Annotated in this window: 18 protein-coding genes; 1 reads left to right on the plus strand and 17 read right to left on the minus strand. The window is 56.3% G+C overall.

Going from position 1 to position 17,926, the window contains the following annotated elements; genetic code table 11:
- Positions 1–5: 5 nt before the first annotated feature.
- From PYR66_04245 to PYR66_04295, 11 genes are all read right to left on the minus strand, one after another.
- Positions 6–1,451, minus strand: coding sequence for an EAL domain-containing protein (locus PYR66_04245; protein ID WEF28951.1), 1,446 nt, complete (start codon positions 1,449–1,451; stop codon positions 6–8).
- Positions 1,452–1,476: 25 nt separating this feature from the next.
- Positions 1,477–2,382, minus strand: coding sequence for a fimbrial protein (locus PYR66_04250; protein WEF28952.1), 906 nt, complete (start codon positions 2,380–2,382; stop codon positions 1,477–1,479).
- A gap of 17 nt (positions 2,383–2,399) precedes the next feature.
- Entirely contained in the window at positions 2,400–2,903 is a 504-nt protein-coding gene (locus tag PYR66_04255; protein ID WEF28953.1) for a fimbrial protein, read from the minus strand.
- A gap of 12 nt (positions 2,904–2,915) precedes the next feature.
- Positions 2,916–3,446 carry a fimbrial protein gene (locus PYR66_04260; GenBank protein WEF30353.1) on the minus strand — a complete coding sequence of 177 codons (531 nt, stop codon included), beginning with the start codon at positions 3,444–3,446 and terminating at the stop codon, positions 2,916–2,918.
- Positions 3,447–3,456: 10 nt separating this feature from the next.
- A complete protein-coding gene (locus PYR66_04265; protein WEF28954.1) occupies positions 3,457–6,090 on the minus strand; it encodes a fimbrial biogenesis usher protein in 2,634 nt (877 codons plus the stop codon).
- 80 nt (positions 6,091–6,170) lie between these two features.
- Complete coding sequence (locus PYR66_04270) at positions 6,171–6,857, minus strand: fimbria/pilus periplasmic chaperone (GenBank protein WEF30354.1); 687 nt, start codon at positions 6,855–6,857, stop codon at positions 6,171–6,173.
- 74 nt (positions 6,858–6,931) lie between these two features.
- Positions 6,932–7,471, minus strand: a complete 540-nt coding sequence (locus PYR66_04275) for a fimbrial protein (GenBank protein WEF28955.1) — start codon at positions 7,469–7,471, stop codon at positions 6,932–6,934.
- A gap of 72 nt (positions 7,472–7,543) precedes the next feature.
- Positions 7,544–8,092 (minus strand): type 1 fimbrial major subunit FimA, encoded by a 549-nt coding sequence (gene fimA, locus PYR66_04280; protein WEF28956.1) that lies wholly within the window; start codon positions 8,090–8,092, stop codon positions 7,544–7,546.
- 494 nt (positions 8,093–8,586) lie between these two features.
- On the minus strand, positions 8,587–9,183 hold the full coding sequence (gene fimE / locus PYR66_04285) for a type 1 fimbria switch DNA invertase FimE (GenBank protein WEF28957.1): 597 nt from the start codon (positions 9,181–9,183) through the stop codon (positions 8,587–8,589).
- 559 nt (positions 9,184–9,742) lie between these two features.
- Complete coding sequence (locus tag PYR66_04290) at positions 9,743–10,348, minus strand: tyrosine-type DNA invertase (GenBank protein WEF28958.1); 606 nt, start codon at positions 10,346–10,348, stop codon at positions 9,743–9,745.
- 860 nt (positions 10,349–11,208) lie between these two features.
- The gene (locus tag PYR66_04295) at positions 11,209–11,820 is read right to left on the minus strand and encodes a LysE family translocator (GenBank protein ID WEF28959.1); all 612 of its coding nucleotides are present in this window, start codon (positions 11,818–11,820) and stop codon (positions 11,209–11,211) included.
- A 137-nt stretch (positions 11,821–11,957) separates the two neighbouring features.
- Between PYR66_04295 and PYR66_04300 the strand changes: the two genes are divergently transcribed.
- On the plus strand, positions 11,958–12,431 hold the full coding sequence (locus PYR66_04300; GenBank protein ID WEF28960.1) for an Lrp/AsnC family transcriptional regulator: 474 nt from the start codon (positions 11,958–11,960) through the stop codon (positions 12,429–12,431).
- A gap of 42 nt (positions 12,432–12,473) precedes the next feature.
- On the opposite strand, the gene PYR66_04305 is transcribed toward PYR66_04300, so the two are convergent.
- From PYR66_04305 to PYR66_04330, 6 genes are all read right to left on the minus strand, one after another.
- A complete protein-coding gene (locus PYR66_04305; GenBank protein WEF30355.1) occupies positions 12,474–13,754 on the minus strand; it encodes an MFS transporter in 1,281 nt (426 codons plus the stop codon).
- Positions 13,755–13,884: 130 nt separating this feature from the next.
- The gene (locus PYR66_04310) at positions 13,885–14,379 is read right to left on the minus strand and encodes a flavin reductase (GenBank protein WEF28961.1); all 495 of its coding nucleotides are present in this window, start codon (positions 14,377–14,379) and stop codon (positions 13,885–13,887) included.
- Between the two features lie 11 nt (positions 14,380–14,390).
- A complete protein-coding gene (locus tag PYR66_04315; protein WEF28962.1) occupies positions 14,391–15,359 on the minus strand; it encodes a PDR/VanB family oxidoreductase in 969 nt (322 codons plus the stop codon).
- 24 nt (positions 15,360–15,383) lie between these two features.
- Complete coding sequence (locus PYR66_04320; protein ID WEF28963.1) at positions 15,384–16,124, minus strand: SDR family oxidoreductase; 741 nt, start codon at positions 16,122–16,124, stop codon at positions 15,384–15,386.
- A 7-nt stretch (positions 16,125–16,131) separates the two neighbouring features.
- The gene (locus tag PYR66_04325; GenBank protein ID WEF28964.1) at positions 16,132–16,611 is read right to left on the minus strand and encodes an aromatic-ring-hydroxylating dioxygenase subunit beta; all 480 of its coding nucleotides are present in this window, start codon (positions 16,609–16,611) and stop codon (positions 16,132–16,134) included.
- A complete protein-coding gene (locus PYR66_04330) occupies positions 16,608–17,915 on the minus strand; it encodes an aromatic ring-hydroxylating dioxygenase subunit alpha (GenBank protein ID WEF28965.1) in 1,308 nt (435 codons plus the stop codon). The genes PYR66_04325 and PYR66_04330 overlap by 4 nt, the downstream gene beginning before the upstream one ends.
- Between the last annotated feature and the right edge of the window lie 11 nt (positions 17,916–17,926).

A 17,926-nucleotide genomic window follows, 5' to 3' on the forward strand; every position in this document is an offset into this window, starting at 1 on the left:
AAGCATTACCCGGCCAGTCTGCTGGTGGGGTGATCGGGGAGAAAGCGCTGGATAATTTCCCCCAGATGTTCGCGCGTAATCGGCGGCGAGAACAGATAACCCTGGAAACGGTCGACGCCCAGCGCTTTCAATTGATTAAATTTCTCCAGGCTATCCACCCCCTCGGCGATGCAGCGGCTCTGCATCAGTTGGCAGTAGTAGATCAGGCTTTTAATTAGCACCAGCGCATGTGGGTCGCGCTGAAAATCATTAACGATGCTCATGTCCAGCTTGTAGCCGCTAAAGCGCGCCGACCTCACCGGGAACATCACGCTGCTATTTGAGAAGCAGTCATCAAGGAAAATGCGAAAGCCCTGCTGTTGGATTTTGCCCATATTCTCCACTGCTTTACCCTGCTGCTGTAAATCGACGGTTTCAGCAAATTCCAGCACCAGCCGGTCAGCCCACTGCGGATTTTGCAGCTGTTGCCAGGCGGTTTCCATCATGCGCGCCAGATTGTCGTGATTGGCGATGCACGGCGGAATATTGACCGAGAAGTAAAACTCGCCCTGGTAGCGATTGATGTTGTGCACCGCTTCCTGCAATACGAAAGCGGTGAGCAGCAGCCACGCATATTCGGAGCGGATATGCGGCAGGAATTCTCCCGGCGGCAGCACGGCGCCATCTTTTCGCCAGCGCGACAACACCTCAATACCCTGCAGCCGCAGACGATCGTCGACGATCGGCTGGAAGACGGGGAAAATCTGCCGACAGTGAATGGCGTGGATAAATTCACGTTCGAAAGGGGTCAGCGCGGTCATCGACTGACCTGATAGACGTTTGCTTCGGCTCCCGGGAAAGCGGGTCGCCAGATGCGGATGATACTCCACCATCTTATTTAATCCTGATGTTCTTTGGTTGTAGAGCGTTTTTTGGCTGACGCCGCGGATCTGCGCCTGGCTGGTGATGCTGTGGCCGTACAGCAGGGCGAGGGTGGCGTTAAGCTCGATTTTGCTTAACCCCGACGGCGGCTTGCCGCGCGCCAATGCCTCAATGGCCGAGAGTTGGTGTAGTGCGGGGTAACCGACCAGGCCGCCTTTCAGCAGCGCTGCCAGGCGTCGCCACGGCAGATCGGAAGAAACCGCCTGCACCGCGGCGAGCAGTCGACGGTCGCCGACCTGATGCAACAAGGTTTGCCATAACCACGGTGCCGGGCTGCGGCTAAGGATCACCATCGGTAGGGGGCGTTTAGCGTGGGTGAGTAACCAGGCCGCTTCGCGCAGGACGAACAAGAGCCACCAGGGATCGTCAGGCAGAAAAACCACTATTTGCCGGACCCCAGCCGCCGCGGGTATCGATAACATGGTTTGCACCCGCGGTTGTAACCAGACGGGCTGCCGTTCACCGTTATCGATCATTCTGGCTAACCCCTCCGCCGCCATGGCGCAGGGGGACAGGATATAGTCTGTCATGGCCTGCGCCTGAGGCGCGTCGGGCTTACTGGTAGACAAACGTCACCCCAATAATCGACTGTACGTTGCCTGCCGTCACCTGACCGCTGGTGCGCGCGTAGGTGGCGGTCAGGCCGAGGTTGACCGGCGACGTGCCGACCGTGCCCAGCGAGACGTTGCTGTTGGCGGGAACGACGGTGCCGTTGCGCGTCATCTGCACGCCAATTCCCTGTGCTGGCGAGGCCGAAGCGGTGTTGGTGAAGATCGAATTCGCGCTATCGGCGGTGGCGCCGGACAGGTAGTAGCCGAGATTTTGATTCTGCGCGCAGTGGACGGTGACCGGCACCGCCATTGATCCCGGATAATCGGGCAGGGTCACCGTCACATCACGGGCGGAAACATCGCAACCGCCGGTTGGAACCACTACATCGTTGTTGGCATAAATGTTCCATACAAACTGGAAGGAGTCGCTGTTGTAGTTGTTGGTCTGATGCAGGATCAGCACCGCAATCAACGATCCGGCGGTGATCGCCACCCCGCCAGCGGTACTGACTGGAGTCAGATACAGCACGGTCGGCCAGGGTTTATCGGTCGTGGAATCGTAAATCACCCGCGAGGTTTCCGTGGTGGTCGGGAACGGGTAAGAGGAGCCGTTATATTTGACGGTACCTGAGAAGCTCGATAGCACGCCACCGTAAGCGGAACCGCGCTGCAGCGTCACGTAGTCGGTAATGGTTTGCGGATAGTCGTTATGGCAAAAGATCTGCGTCGACAGATCGACCACCAGGTTTTGCCCGACGTTGACCGCCGGGGTCAGGTTGACGTACACGTTGGCCGAGCCGCCGCCAATGGGGATGGTCGCGCCGGTGGCGGTTTTACAGGCGAAGGACCAGGCATTAAGCGACCAGCCCATTAACAGCAGCGTGGTAAACAGAGCGATGACTTTTTTCATAAACAAACTCTCCTGGCTCAGGCGTAGGTATAGGTGACGCTAATCACCGCCTGAATAGTTCCCTGGGTGGCGCCGCCGTTGACCGACAGGGCCCGGACCTGCAGCGGGAAACGCGCCGACTGCGAGCTATCGTCAACCTGAACCGATTTTTGCGCCCCGTTGTTGAGCGTGGTGCCGCTGTCATCCTGCAGTTCGAGCTGGATGTTGCCCGCGGTTCCCTGGTTTTTGTAATAACCGGTGCTGTCCGCTGTGCCGCTGAAGGTGGCGACCACCCGAGAGGTGCCGACCGGGCAGTTGCTCAAATCGAGCGCGGTGCTGTGCCACGCTGAAGCGGAACCCGCCGGGACCAGGCTGAAGGTATAGAGATCGCCGAGATCGACGTTGGCGTTAACGGTGGAAACGGTGCAGGGTTTGGCCACCACTTTGCCGTTCACCGTGATGGTGATGTCGGCGGCCTGTAGCGTGCTCAGGTTTAACGCCAGCGCGCCCGCCAGAAGCCATCCTGCATATCGTTGTTTCATCTCAGCCTCCGGTTACTGGAATTCAAGGGTAAAGGTCGCGGTGGCATACACGTGGCCGGCGGTCACCGGAACGCGGGTCGCCATCAGCCGGGCATAAAAACCGAGGGTATTGGTCTGCCCCGGCGTCAGCGTTGTCCAGGCGATCGATGAAGATGGGGCGTTGATCGGCAGCATCGCCTGCTGGCTGTTCAGGATCTGCACGGCCATACCCGCCGCGGCTGACGCGCCGCCATCGATTTTTAGCAGGTCGTTATTGTCGCTATCCTGGGTGCCACTAAAGCCGACCTTAACCGCCGTGACCGAACTGCCACAGGGTGACAGCACAATACGGAACGGCACCAGCGGGGTAGTGGCGCCGACGGCGTTAAACTGTCTGGCGGCGTTATCCATCAGATCGACGGTAAACTCTTTCGATTCGGTAGCCACCGCGCAGGCGTTATCGCGCACGTAGCCGCTGATGGTGATGGTGCTGTCCGCCGCGAAGGCACTGGCGCAGACCAGCGTCAATACGGCGCCGAGCAGGTTAAGTGGTTTTTTCATCATCATGCGTTCCTTAACGGCACTCTGCCGATAGCTGGCTCAGCGCCTGCCGCTGACTCTCTTCCGGCAGGCGATAGCTGGCCACACAACTGGCGTCCGCCCCTTCGCCCCATTTCACCTGTACGCTGCCGGCGAGCGGCATCCCGCTCAGGTAAACCTGGCCGTTATCGGCCACGATGCTGCCGCTCTGGTTGCTGCCCGAAGTGACCATCGCGCCGAACGGAACCGGTTTGCCGTTATGGCTGAGGGTCATCAGCAATTTGACCCCGACATGGGCTTTGAAGTACGCCCGCACGATGGCGCCGTGGGTCGGCACCACGCTGACCACCGCATCGTCGAGATCGACGTTATCGGCAAGCGTATTGGTATCCAGCGCTACCCGGTTTTCCCGGTATTCGGTGGCGTAAGGCAGCACCGCGTAGCCGCGCCAGTCGGTGCGTACCCCGGTCTGATTTTCCACTTTGACGTTGTCAGCGCCCGGCGCTTTCACCAGCACCACTGTGTCATTCAGCGGCTGGCTTAAGGTCACGCCGTTGGCGTGGGCCAGTACGCCGCCGCTGACGCCGTAGTACAGCTGTCTGAAGCCGTCGCTGCGGCTGTAGCCGACGTTGGCGTTGCCGTAGCCGCCGCGGTAGTTCAGCGCCGCATAGCCGGTGCCGTTGCTATCACCTTCGCCGCCGCTGGCGTAACCGGTCTGCACGCTATAGCTCAGGTTGTTGTCTTCCAGCAGGGTGCCGTAGAGCCCCGCCAGATTGGTCATCCGGCCATTCAGATCGTGCGACATGCTGTAACTGGCGCTGGCGTGCCGCCAGACGGATTTGCTATCGGAACGTAGCCAGTGGCTGAACGGAATATTGACGTTGACCGCCAGCATCTGATCGCGGCCTTGCTGCCAGGCGTTTTTCGTCAGGCTGTAGCTCAGCGTCCAGTTGATATCGTCAACTGCGGCGTTCAGTCCGGCCTGCAGTTGCTGATCCGCCTTGCCGGTCGACCAGTAGGTCTGATGGCTGCCGCTCAGATAGAGCGTGGCGGTGCGTCCCAGTTGCTGAGTGACGCTCACCTGTACCTTGCCGCGCTTGTTGTAGGCGAGGTTGTAGTAATCGGTGAATTTCGGTTTCACCTGGATCACCCCGTCCTGGGTCTGCACGTCGTAACCGCTCATCCGGCGGTAGGTAGTATCGGCAAAGCTGTAATAACCTTTAGTGGAGTAGCGATAGCCCACGAGCTGGATATTGGTGCCGACATCGCTCAGCGATTTGTTATAGAGGAAGCGGATCGACTGCCCCTGATGATCGCTGTCGTCGGGCAGCGTGGCGTTGGCCTGGGTAATATCCAGCGACACGGCACCGAAATCGCCCATGTTTTTCCCCACGCCGGCGTTAAAGGCGCCGTAGCGGTCGGCAAGCTGGGTACCGCCGTACAGCGTCCAGCCTGCGGGCAGGCCGTGTAAGAGGGTGCTCTGGAAGAACTTTGGCTCTTCCTGCTGATCGTTGCCGCTGCGGTATTCCCCGGCGGTCAATGCGTAGCGGGTATGGCCTTCGCGCTGCAGCACCGGCACCGTTGACCACGGCACGCTGAAGACCTGGCTGGTGCCATCGTTTTCTTTAATGGTCACCTGCAGGTCGCCGCCGTTGCCTGCGGCGTAGAGATCGTTAATGGTGAACGGGCCCGGCGGTACCGTGCTCTGGTAAATCTCATAGCCGTTTTGTTTGATCGATACCTGCGCGGTGCCGCGGGCGATACCGTGGATCACCGGGGCAAAGCCTTTCTGGCTATCCGGCAGCATATTGTCATCGCTCGCCAGCTGGGCGCCGCGGAAGTTAATGCCGTCGAAGACATCGCCGTTGGTGTAGCTGTCGCCAAGGGTCAGACGTGAACGCAGCGGGGTAATATCCCGCTCCAGCCAGGTGTTAACGTGCTGCCATTTATTCTCGTTGCCGGCACTGCTGCCGCCGCTGCTGTAGCTCCAGGTGGTGTTATCCCGCAGGCGCCAGGCGCCGAGATTAAGGCCGCTTTGCAGGTTTAAATAGGCGTAATTGCTGCTGCCGCCGGTATCGTTGTGGACGTTGTTACCGGTGAAGTTGTAGTTCAACAGCCCGGCATTGATGCCGTCATCCCAGAGTTCCGGCGGAATATAGCCGCGCGCGCGGTTGCCCATAAAGGCCTGAGGCACGGTGAGGTACAGGCGCTGCTGGCCGACATCGAAGCGCGTCGTCGCATCGTTGATAAGCTCAGTGAGCGGCACGCAGGCGTCAGCGGCGAGGGCGTTCATCCCGCTCACCGCCGCGGTGTTGACGCCCATACTGGCCAACTGTCCACGGGTCAGACACGGGCTCAGGCCGTGGCCCTTTTCGCCGCGATGAAACGCCACGTCGCGGGTGGTCATAAAGCCGTCGTTAAGATAGATATCGACGCGATAGGTGCCGGGCGGCACTTCCTGCCCGTTTTCAAAACCGGAAAGATCCGCCACCGCGGCGGGATCGTCAGCCAAAAAACGCGGGTTAAAATAGAGATCCGCCTGCGCGTGACCCGTCAGCAGGGCAAAACAGAGCGCCACGGGGAGTTTCGCCATGGTCAAAGTCGCGCGTGGGCGATGCCTGGCGCTGCGGGAACCAAAACGGTCCAGTCCATATTTGAGATGTGACATAGTCCCTCCGGTCTGAAGTCGCCCGGCTGTCAGTTCTTATTGTTATGCGCGGAGTGGCCCGCCCGGCGGACCATCCTGTGTTAATGCAGCACGCCTTTCACTGGCGGAGTCAGCGCGCCGTAGTCATTAATTGTGCGATAGGTAATGTTGCTACCGGCATCCGGCGGCAGTTTGACGGAGGTTTTGCCCATCGGCGGCACCAGCGCGTTTTCCAGCACGCGGGTTCCGGCATTGAGTTCGGTGACCGTCAGGTAGTAAGGGGTCGGGTTCGTGAGCGTGAGCGATGAACCGCTGCGGCTGAAGCTCAGCTTTTCTGCGGCCTGATCCGGCGGCAGCGCCAGCTTCGCCGGGCGATAGTAGAGCTTGATGCGGCTGATAATCGCCAGCTGCAGGGTGTTGTCGCTGAGTCTGGATTTGTCCATTGAAGGAATGGCTTTGACGTTAATCCAGAACAGACTTTCGCGATCCTGCGGTAATTGCTGATTGGTGGCATCAATAATGCGCAGGGTATTCTCTTTTTTCCCCTGCATGGCAAACAGCGGCGGTGTGATCACGAAGCGGCCATCTTTGCCGCCATCGGCGTTCTCCACCCATGACTGAATCAGGTAGGTGCTGTTATTGTCATTGTTGGTGACGCCTAACTGAACCTGTTTTTGCCCGGCCGGATAGATAACCCGCGTGGCGCCGAGCGCGACGCCGGCCTGCGCCCAGGCGGAGTAACCGCTCGTGGCTACCATCAAGAATCCCGCCAGTAGTCCGCGCATCATCCCCAGTCTCTTTTTCACGTTTACCCCTTTTGTACTCACCGTTGTTTCCTGTTTCCGGCATCTCTGCTGGTTAATTACTGGTAGGTCAGAGAAAACCAAACTTGCGCGTTTGCCGCTCCCCCGGTGACCTGATTACCGGTCGCCCGATATTTGGCCACGAAATGCAGCGTGGTGGGGCCGGTATACAGCCGCCGCCAGGCGCCCGGCGGGCTATTGAGCGGGATCAGCTGGTCTTCTTTATCAAATAACGCGATGCCGACACCGGTGGCGATCCCCGGTCCTTCGCCAACCGAGAGCACGTCCGGATTTTTGCCATCCGCCACGCCGCTAAACGATACGCCGACGCGCTGGCTGACCGCGGTACTGCAATCCTGAAGGTGAATATCGAATGGCACGGGGTTGGCATCTTCCCCTGGTGAATGAAAGCGATTGCTGCTGATCTGCCCCATGTTGACCGTCATCTGCTGGTCGCCTGCCTCAACGCGGCAGGATTCGGCGATGATGACCCCCTGGAAACGCATGTTTCCCCCGGCCACCGTGACGTTCCAGTGATTGCCGGCCAGTGCCAGCGGCGGTAGCAGAAACATCAGCAGACCTGTCTTCACTCCTTGCATCGTTATCACCCCAGTCCCGTTGTGGATAACGGGCCGTCCTGGCCCGGAATGCTTCCCTGTCTGATGTTTGAATTACTCGTACTGCACTTTGAAGGTGGCGTCTGCGTTAGCAGTACCGGCAGTGGCCGCGCCAGTGGCGTAGTAACGCGCCTGGAAAGGAATGATGTTGGTGCCGTCGTTCAGCGTGGTGGCCGCGCTGAAGGTCGCGCCGTCCAGATCCAGCGGAGTGCCGGTTTTGTCGAGGATCTGAACGCCGACGTTGGTCGCGCCGCCAGCAGCGGAGCTCTGCAGCGCCAGAACGCTGGTGTTGGTGGTATCAACCGCGGTACCGGAGAACGCTACGGAAGCTTTGGTGGAAACGGTGGTGTCACAATCATCTAACTGAATGTTGAAGCCAACGGCGGAGCTGGTGCTGCCCGCAGTAGCCAGTTTTGCCGAACGAACCTGGCCTAACTGAACGGTCTGATCGATAGAACCGGCATCGACTGCACAGGCTGCGTTGACGATTTCTCCTTTAAAATGCACTGTACCGCCATTGACCGTGGTGGTATCAGCCAGGGCCGCCGCGGAGCTCAGGGACAGGGCTGACAGAACAACGATTGCCAGTGTTTTGATTTTCATGCTGTTTTCCTTTAAACAAAATCGATATTACGAACCGAAATTGGCAGTCGTTGTGCCTTCCAGGCATTCCATATATCAGCCGAATGGTTCGACTGCCGGTTCTGCACAGTTTTCGCCCAACTGATGAGTCAATTGGGGCCATTTTGACTCATCGGGATTTACGGCTTTTATTTTGTTTATCTCGATTTGTTTTTGGGTTTATATGCTGTTGATTGTTTATTTATTGGTGTTAAAAACTATAGTTTTGTGAGGTAGGGAAAAACGATGGGCTGGAGTTTGATGTTGATGTCCGGGCGAGAAGGGGAAAGTCTGGTGAAGAAAAGTAAAGAAAGCGATCTGTAGAATGTAGTGTAAATCAATAAGATAAGATTTTTTTTGCCGAAATATGCACTTGTCAGTTGCAAAAGATTACAAAACATTTTTATGATATAGACAGTTTGGCCCCAATTGACTTGTTCGATATTAAAAATTTTCCTTTTTATCAATTGGTTATCCTATTTCTTCTGCGCTTGTAAATTTTCCTCTAAAAGGTTGTTTCTTTCCCATATTCCGGCAAAACGCGCTGCATTACTGGCGGTATAACGCACCGTGTGACGAATATTGCGATGACCGAGATAATCCTGAATCAAACGGGTATCTGCGCCCCTTTCCGCCAGCTCGTAGCCGCAGGCATGACGCAACATATGTGGATGAGTGTGAGTCACGGTACCGGCGTCCTCCCCGGCGGAACGGATAATACGATAAGCCTGCTGACGTGAAAGCGGGGTGCCGCGGCGTGAAATAAATAGCGCGTCGGTTTTCGCAGCGGCTTTCCAGCTTGCCCGTTGCTGGGTCCAGCGCTCGATAGCTTCACGCTCATCGAAGCGCAACGGGTGGACGGTAGAGAAGCCGTTCTTCAAACGGCGAACGTTAATGCGTCCTTCATTGAGATCGAGATCGCGGTAGTGCAGATCGAGCAACTCGCTGATGCGCATACCGTGGCGAAAGGCCAGCAGGATCAGACAGTAATCCCGCTCCCCGGTCGGCCCGTGGCGAGCGGCCTGCATCATAGCCTGCACTTCTTTGGCGGTGAGAAAACGACGTCGGTTCACAGTATTGAGCTCCTGAATTTAAATTGACTCGTAAGGGAGATCCTGAGAAAAAAATCCCAGGATGGATAAAAAATAATCTGAATGCAAAGGCCGTAATATTTGAAGGGGCTAATGACAAAACAGGTATCACATTACATTTACATATGTATAAATTACCGCCACGCGATAATTCTTATTTTTATCGATTTTATTCTTTACCACAATAGAACGGCGGTAGGTCGCCGCCAGGTGCATAAAATAGCAAGGAAAAAAGTTAATGCTAGCTATTTATTGGACGGAAAAAATGTGCTGAAAGGATTAATTTAACAATAAATGACGAACTGATATCCTGATAAATTACAGGTGCATAGGAACATTTTTTTCATGTTCCAAATAAGAACTTTTAAGAACAATAAACATATTTAACGTATGGTTAATTTTTATTAATGTTTCGTAAGAAAAAATCTATATCTGAACTATTTTGCGCTATATCACAACGATAATGGAGTAAATTTTCAACAGTGCTAAACCAGTAGGTGAAGCATTGATTACGAAACGCCATCCATGGCGTAGCGTGCCCTTACTGGAAAAGAGAAGTGCGTTGTTTCTCGTGTGACTTATCCCAGATGCCGTAAAAGCGCCCGGCGTTGCTGGCCGTGTACCAGACGGTATGGCGGATGTTGCGGTGACCCAGATAGTCCTGAATCAGGCGAGTATCAATGCCCATATTGGCCAGCGCGAAGCCGCAGGAGTGTCGTAGCATGTGCGGGTGAATTTCCAGCGGCAACCCAGCCTGATCGCCGGAGGCAGAAATAATCTGGTAAAACTGCTGGCGTGAAAGCGGATTGCCTTTACGCGATAAAAATAGCCACTCGCTATCGGATTGCGGGTATTCGTCACGAATATCCAACCAGCGCTTTAGCGCCTGGATCTCTTTATTCAACAATGGATGTGTTGTGGAAAATCCTTTTTTTAAGCGGTGGATGTAAATACATTTTGAGCGTAGATCAATATCAGAAATCCGTAGACGGCAAATTTCACTGGCACGAAAACCATGAATAAAACAGAGTAATGTCAGGCAATAATTTCGGGCTGCATGTGGTCCGCTATTAGCAGCGTTAAGAAGTGACTCTATTTCATTCTGAGTCAGGAAGTTCCTTTTTTTTATATCGGCATTATTCTTCATTATGTTCCCTTTTATTGCAGGCGTACATGACTATCCTATAGGCTCTGGTTGGCCTATTACAGGATCCGAAGATATGTTTCGTACTTTATGAATAAGCATGATGCTGGTCGCTTTTAATATCCCTCAAGTGACAAGGATTTTACCGCTGTAAGGCGGTGTGAAATCCAGCGGATATAATGAAGTCTGTTCATCGCCGGGGCGAGGTACGCAGGCGCGTCGCTGGGGTAAAGCACACAGACGACTGATGCATATTGGTTTTCCTGGGAGTTTACACGTCCTGTTCATCCTTTTCTCCTCTTGGTTATGCGCGCTTAGCAACAAGGGCATAGACTACCGACTGTTAAAAACAGACGGTGAGTATGGTAATAAACTGAGTCCTGGCTGGATAACCTTGAAACCGTTACCCATGAGGAGACTTGCCTCAATAAACAGGTTGCTATTGCGTAAATGATCTTGTCGCATGCAAACCGCCATAGGCACTTGATAGCATTCACTGCAACACTCCAACAGCAATTAAACCATACTGCAAAAATCGTAGAGAGAATAGCGTTAATAAATGTGCAGACGTTTCCGTGATGGATTTTACTTATTATTGAATGATGGAATTTTCCTGGTTCTGAAATCAATAAAGGGAAGATAGAACAGGAGTTTTTTGGGGGTTTTAGGAAATTATTGGTGTGAGCCAATTTTTGCGTAACTGCCTATGATATATGAATAATTCATCCTGAACCGTGTGCGAAATAGATAAGTTTCTCCTCGTGTGCCAGCGTTTAAATAGCCGCGAGTCGCACTGGATTATATTTGTCGACGAGGGGTTATGGCGCCATTGAATTTCGCTTTCTGGCGCCGGAACCTACGAATTATCTTAACTGCTGGTAGAACAGGAGAATAGCAATAGCGACCATGATCAGACCTGAAACCACGCTCACGGCCTTTGCCGCCAGGGGGCGGGTCGCCAGTACCGCGCGTGAGCCGTAACCGACCAGCAGATAAATCAGCGTACAGGTGACGAGGTGCATGCCGCCCAGTGCTGACATTTGCAGCGCTAACGGCCAACTGCCGTGTGGATCGGTAAACTGCGGCAGCAGCGCCAGGAAGAGCAGGAAGACTTTTGGATTAAGTCCGCTAATACATAACCCTTTTACCGCCCATGTGTTCCAACTGCCAGACAACTGCTGCGCCGCGTTCGGCGCGGCCGGATGACGTAATATCATCACGCCGAGCCACAGCAGGTAGGCGGCGCCAAGCAGAGTGAGGGCCGATAGCGCCAGCGGGTGGCGCGCGATCAGTACGCCGATCCCGGCGACGACGACGATTGTCGCCAACAGATGGCCGGACATCAACCCCATTACCGCCGGCACAACGCGGCGGCCATGGATCCCAGCGCTGATGGCATAGGCCCAGTCGGCTCCGGGGGTGATGATCAACAGGAAAGACACAATCCAGAAGCTGGCGACCAGGCTCATTTCCATCGGCAGCGCTCCGCAACGATAGTAGGCATAACTTGCTCACAAAATGGGGTATCGTGTGAGAAAGAATATCGACATCGGGGCGAAATGAGCTTTCAATGTTATGTCAAAAATCGATCATTAAAGAGAAAATCTTCTAAATGGATAGCATAGATCGAAAAATTCTTGCTGAGCTACAGTCAGACGGACGTCTGTCGATTACCGAACTGGCGGAGCGGGTCAATCTGAGCCTCTCTCCCTGCCACCGGCGCTTACGCGCGTTGGAGCAAGAGGGGGTGATCACCGGCTATCGCGCCAACCTCGACCCCGGCAAAATGGGGTTCAATTTTTTGGCTATCGTTTTTGCCACCCTAAAAGAGGGCGATAAGAAAGCGGTTAGCGCTTTTGAAGAGGCGGTGGCGGAGATTCCGCAGATTGTGCTGGCGCAGCGGCTGTTTGGCGATCCGGACTATCTGATGCATGTGGTCTCCCGGGATCTCCCGGCCTTCCAGAAACTCTATGATGACAAGCTGTCGGCGATGCCGGGCGTGCAGCATTTGCGTTCGACGCTGGTGATGAAGACGGTAGTACAGGATCGGCCTTTCCCGCTGGAAACGTTGAACGCAACTCGCTAATGCCCCGCGCGCGGAGAGCCATCATGCGCTCGGGGCCGTTTTTTACACCGTCGCCGCGGGTTCGCGCCGCGACTGCGGCGGGTGAATACTCACCAGCGCGACCAACGCCAGCAGCGCGAAGGTCAGCAACATCAGCGCAATCGGCACATAACTATCCCAGGCCATTAAGAAAGCCACCGCCAGCATTGGGCTGATGCCGCCGGAAATGACCGCGCCAATCTCATGCCCTAACGCTAACCCGGTATAGCGTACTTCCACCGGAAACAGATCGACCATCATGCACGGCTGGGCGGCGATCATCGCGCCGTGGCATACCGGCAGCGCCAGTAGCATGGCGAGCAGAATCGCTGGAAAAGTGTGCACCTGTAGCAGCCAGAAGAAAGGGAAGGCGACCAGCGCCATGCCGACTACGCCGAGATAGTAAACCCGCTTGCGGCCAATGCGATCGGAAAGCCAACCCCAGCCGAGGATGGTGGTGATTTCCACTGCCATCGCGATGGTCACCGCGGCGATCACCTCGCGGGTGTCGATACCGATATGTTTGCAATACACCACCGAAAAGGTGAAGAAGATATACACCGCGCCATTTTCCGCCAGCCGCAGGCCGATCGCCTGTAAGATTGCGCGCGGATAGTTTTTACACGCGCTGAGCACCGGTAAATGGTGTTCTTCCTGATGTCCTTCGTTCTGCGTTTTACGCGCCACAAATTCGGCGTTCTCCTGAATATTACGCCGGATATAGACACCGACCAGAAAGATAAACAGGCTGAGCAGGAATGGAATACGCCACGCCCACGCCAGTACATCCTCCTGCGGCAGCAGCTGCACCAGATAAAACGCTAACGACGACAGCACGAATCCGCCGGAGACACCAACCTGGCTCCAGGCGGTGTAGTAGCCTTTCTGGCTTTCGGGGGCGTTCTCGCTGAGCATCAATACGCCGCCGCCCCATTCGCCGCCGGAAGCGACGCCCTGTACGAAGCGCAAGGTAATCAGGGCAATCGGCGCCAGGATGCCGATGTGCGCATAGGTTGGCAGCAGGCCAATGAAGAAGGTGCTGGCGCCCATCAGCGTCAGGGTGATGATGAGGGTCATTTTGCGGCTGTATTTATCTCCGAGATGGCCAAATATTACCCCGCCGAGCGGGCGGGCGATAAAGCCGATGGCAAAGCCGGAAAATGCCAAAAATGAACCGAGCAGCGGGTCGTTGCTGGCGGGGAAGAAGAGCGGGCCAAAAACCAGCGCCGCCGCGGTGCCATAGAGAAAAAAGTCATACCATTCCAGCGAATTACCGAGAAAAGAGCCGATGATTAATTTACGCATCGATTGCGTCGGGGGGACCGTCGTACCGCTCGCAGCTCCAGACATAATATGAACTCCAGTGCAGGTGAATCAGGCGGCGCCGGATGGCGCCGGGCGATGTGTCGGCAGATTGTTATGGTTATGACGAGACTTAACGGCAGGATGCCGTGCTGAGGGTATGGAACTGGCGGTTAAACCAGACCAGCCCATCGCTGGGATTGCCGAAGCGGATCTGTTTGACCTCGCAGTAAAATACGCTGTGGCTGCCCACTTCGTGACTGGTCGAAATGGTGCAGTCGCAGTTAGCGACGGCGGAAGCCAGCACCGGCGAACCGGTCTTTAACGCCAGCCATTCATCGTGTAGGAAGCGCTCTTCCGAACGGATCTGTCCATTGGCAAATACTCCGGAAAGCTGCTGATGCTGACCGGAGAGCACGTTGACGCACAGCACGCCGTTTTCCTGGAATTTAGCGTGGGCGAAGGATGAGCGGTTCATGCACACCAGCAGCGTCGGCGGCGAATCGGTGACACTGCACACCGCCGATGCGGTAAAGCCGAAGCGGCCCGCCGGGCCATCGGTGGTAATGATGGTGATCGCGCTACCCAACTGCGCCATGGCATTACGAAAATCAGATGTCAGGTTCATAGCAATACCCGTTATTTCAGTTTGACGTATTCGAAGCCTTCGATAACCAGTCGGGGGGTTTTGGCCCGCGAACAGCACAGCAGGATCTGGTCGTTGTCTTCGCGTTCTTCTTCGGTTAAATACTCGTCGCGGTGGTCTGGTACGCCGCTGCAAACGTTAGCGAGGCAGGTTCCGCAGACTCCTTGTTCACAGGAGACTTTGACCTTGATACCTGCCTTTTGCAGCGCGGCGACAATGGTCTCGTTTTCCGCGACGGCGACGGTGAGGCCGAGTTCCGGGACCTCGACCTCAAAACGGTCGCCACAGGTTTCCACCTCGCGGTTGAAATACTCTTGATGCAGTCGTTCCGCGGTAAAGCCGCAACCCTGAGCCGCCTCGTTGATCCACGCCATAAAGCCTTCCGGGCCGCAAACGTACAGATGCCCGGCGGCAGCATGAGGCGTCAGGAGTTCCTGCGGGCGGATCTTGTGGCCTTCATCGCTGATATGCAGGCGAACGTGGTCGCTAAAGTGACAATCCGCCAGCTCAGTTAAGAAAGCCATTTCATCGCGGCTGTGGCCACAGTAGTGCACCTCGAAAGATTTCCCGGCGCGAAACAGCGTATCGGCCATCGCCAGCATCGGCGTAATACCAATGCCGCCGCCAATCAGCAGACTGTGGCTGGCGGACATCTCCAGTTCAAACAGGTTGCGCGGCGCGCTAATCCGCACCTCGTCGCCGGACTGTAACGCGTGCGCCGCCAGCGAACCGCCGCGCGAGGCACGATCTTTGAGGATCCCCAGCCGATAGCTCTGCGGGTGATGGGCGCTGCCGCACAGCGAATACTGGCGCACGATGCCATCACCGAGATGCAGATCGATATGTGCGCCGGCGCTAAATGGGGGCAGGGGAGCGCCGTCCGGCGAGGCCAGCGTCAGGACCACCACATCAGCTCCCTGAATGTCGCGTTCTGTGACGCGTACGATGAATGTTTCAGCCATGGTTGTTCTCCGCCCGAGAAGGGCTTAACGCATATAAATGCCGCCGTTGATATCCCAGGTCGCGCCGGTAATAAAGGTAGCGGACGGCGCCGCCAGCAGCTCCACCGCGCGGGCGACCAGCAGCGGATCGCCAAGCCGCTTCATCGGGATCATCTCCAGCAGCGCGGGCATTTTTTCTTCCGGTACCGCAGCGCGTACTGAAGGAAGATCCAGCGGCCCCGGCGCGATCGCGTTGACGCTGACGCCAGCGGCGCTCAGGGCGCGGGCGAATACTTTGGTCAGCGTGATAATGCCGCCTTTAGACGCCGCATAATGGGCGCCGGAGGCGGTGCCGCCGTTCTGTCCGGCCAACGATGCGAGGTTGATAATGCAGCCCTGCTGGCGTTCGCTGAAATAGCGACCGATGGTCTGGCAGCCGACGAAGGTGCCGCGCAAGTTCGTGCTGGTGACGCGATCGAATTCGTCGACCGTGATCTCCATGATCGGCGTAGTCAGGGTCAACGCGGCATTGTTGACCAGCACGTCCAGCTCGCCGAAGCGGGCGCAGGTTTGCGCCAGCGCGGCGCTGAACTGCTGCGGATCGCGGATATCCAGCGCCAGCGGCAGTAATCGCTCCAGACCGGCATCTATCGCTTGCGCGCTCTGCGTCGCAGCATCAAGACTGAGATCCGCCATCGCCACCTGATAGCCCTGTTGCCAGAGATGGCGGCTGATGACCAGCCCAAGGCCGTTAGCCGCGCCGGTAATAAGTACGCTACGTTTCATAAAGGCCTCACAGGATGTAGCCGATGCTATGCAGGAAGTCGTCGCCGTTAATCAGGCGCACGACCTTTTGTACGATGCGGAAGCTGTCGCCCTCCGGCGCCAGCGTATAGGTGACGTCGGCGGCGTAGTGCTGTTCATTTCCCTTACGGTATTCGTAGAGGAACTGGGCGCAGCGCACTTCGACGCAATCATCGCTGGCGCTGAGCAGACGATGCCGACCGCTCATGCGGATGGTGCGTGCGCGCGGCGTGGTGGAGATTGATTCGCCGCTGTACAACCGGTGCACGCGTTTTTCCCGCATTTCGTGGTTGTCGTAGGCATAGTTGAGCACGTTGGCGAAATCGGTGGTCTGTTGGTCTATCGGGATGATGTACATTCCCTCGGTGCGCCACAGCGCCAGCCACTCGCGAAATTCGCCCTGATCGAGCAGGTCCGCTTCCTGATTAATAAACTGGATGGCGGCGTTTAATGCGGTTGAAACGTTCATTTTTGCCCCCGGCTGTCAGCGGTCATGTACTGTTTCCATTGTTGGTAAGCGGCGCGCATGCCGGTTTCGGCGCTGACGTCGCTACGCAGACCATCGGCGGTACGGCTCTCGCCGGGCAGGCCGCGGTTGAGCATGATCCACAGATCGTTGCCCGCGCCGCCGCCGCGCTGAACGCGCTCCCAGGCTTCGGAGTCATCGGGGGTACCGAAGCCCATCGGCCCCTGGAAGTGTTCATGCAGACGTAGCCGCGCCTGGTTGGCGATCGCCGGGCCGTCTTTCATGGTTAACACCACGTGATGAATTTCGGTCTCTTTGACCGACACCGGCTGCAGCACGCGGAAGAACGCCATAGAACAGGCGACATTCGGGAACAGATTAAGGTTAAAACCGCTGCCGCCGACTGCGCGGACGATGCGTCGTACCTGCTGCTCTTCGTGGCCTTCATCGCGCAGGGCCTGGGCCAGCTCGACAAAGCGCTCAGGAATCGGCGCATCGAGATTGGCTTCCAGATCGATAAGTTCGGGGATCATCACCATGACGCTGTGGCCGTTGCCGAGATCTTCGACAAAGCCTTTACCGTCGACGAAGTTGAGCATCTCTTCCGTTTGTTTATCGACCGAGCTTAAAAACGACTTATGCACGATGGGGAAGTGATAGCCGTCGGTGGTGTTTTCCAACTGGATTTTCCAATTGCCCGGGAAACGGAAACGGTGCGCGGTGGTGGCCTGCAAAGCATAGCCCGCGCCCTGTTTCATAAACAGATCCATCCACTTCATCGCCGGGCCGAGGAAGTCGGTCAGCGGTTCGATGTCGTGGTTGAAGCTGGCGAAAATCATCCCGGCGTAGCTTTCAACGCGCAGGCGCACCATGCCAAGTTCGGATTTATTCAGCGTATCGCCGTAGCTTTCAGGATGCGGCACCCCGCGCAGCGCGCCGTCGAGACCATAGCCCCAGCCGTGGTATGGGCAGGTGAAGCCGTTGGTTTTGCCGCTGCGATGTTCGCAAACGGTGGCGGCGCGGTGGCGGCAGCGGTTGAGCAGCACGTTGATGTTGCCTTTGCGGTCGCGGACCACGATCACCGGCTGGGTGCCGACCATCGACGATTTATAGCTGCCCGCGTCGGGAATTTCACTTTCGTGCGCCACCCATACCCATGTCTGGTTAAAAATCTTGTCGATCTCGAGGTCAAAAATTTCCTCGGACGTATAGAGACAGGTATGAACCCGATCGCTTTGCACCAGCGCTGCCAGCGATTCCGCGGTAGGGTGGGTGTCGATATTTTTTACCGGAATACATTCAGACATTGTCACTCTCC

This window comes from Klebsiella aerogenes (assembly GCA_029027985.1).
Taxonomy (GTDB): domain Bacteria; phylum Pseudomonadota; class Gammaproteobacteria; order Enterobacterales; family Enterobacteriaceae; genus Klebsiella; species Klebsiella aerogenes_A.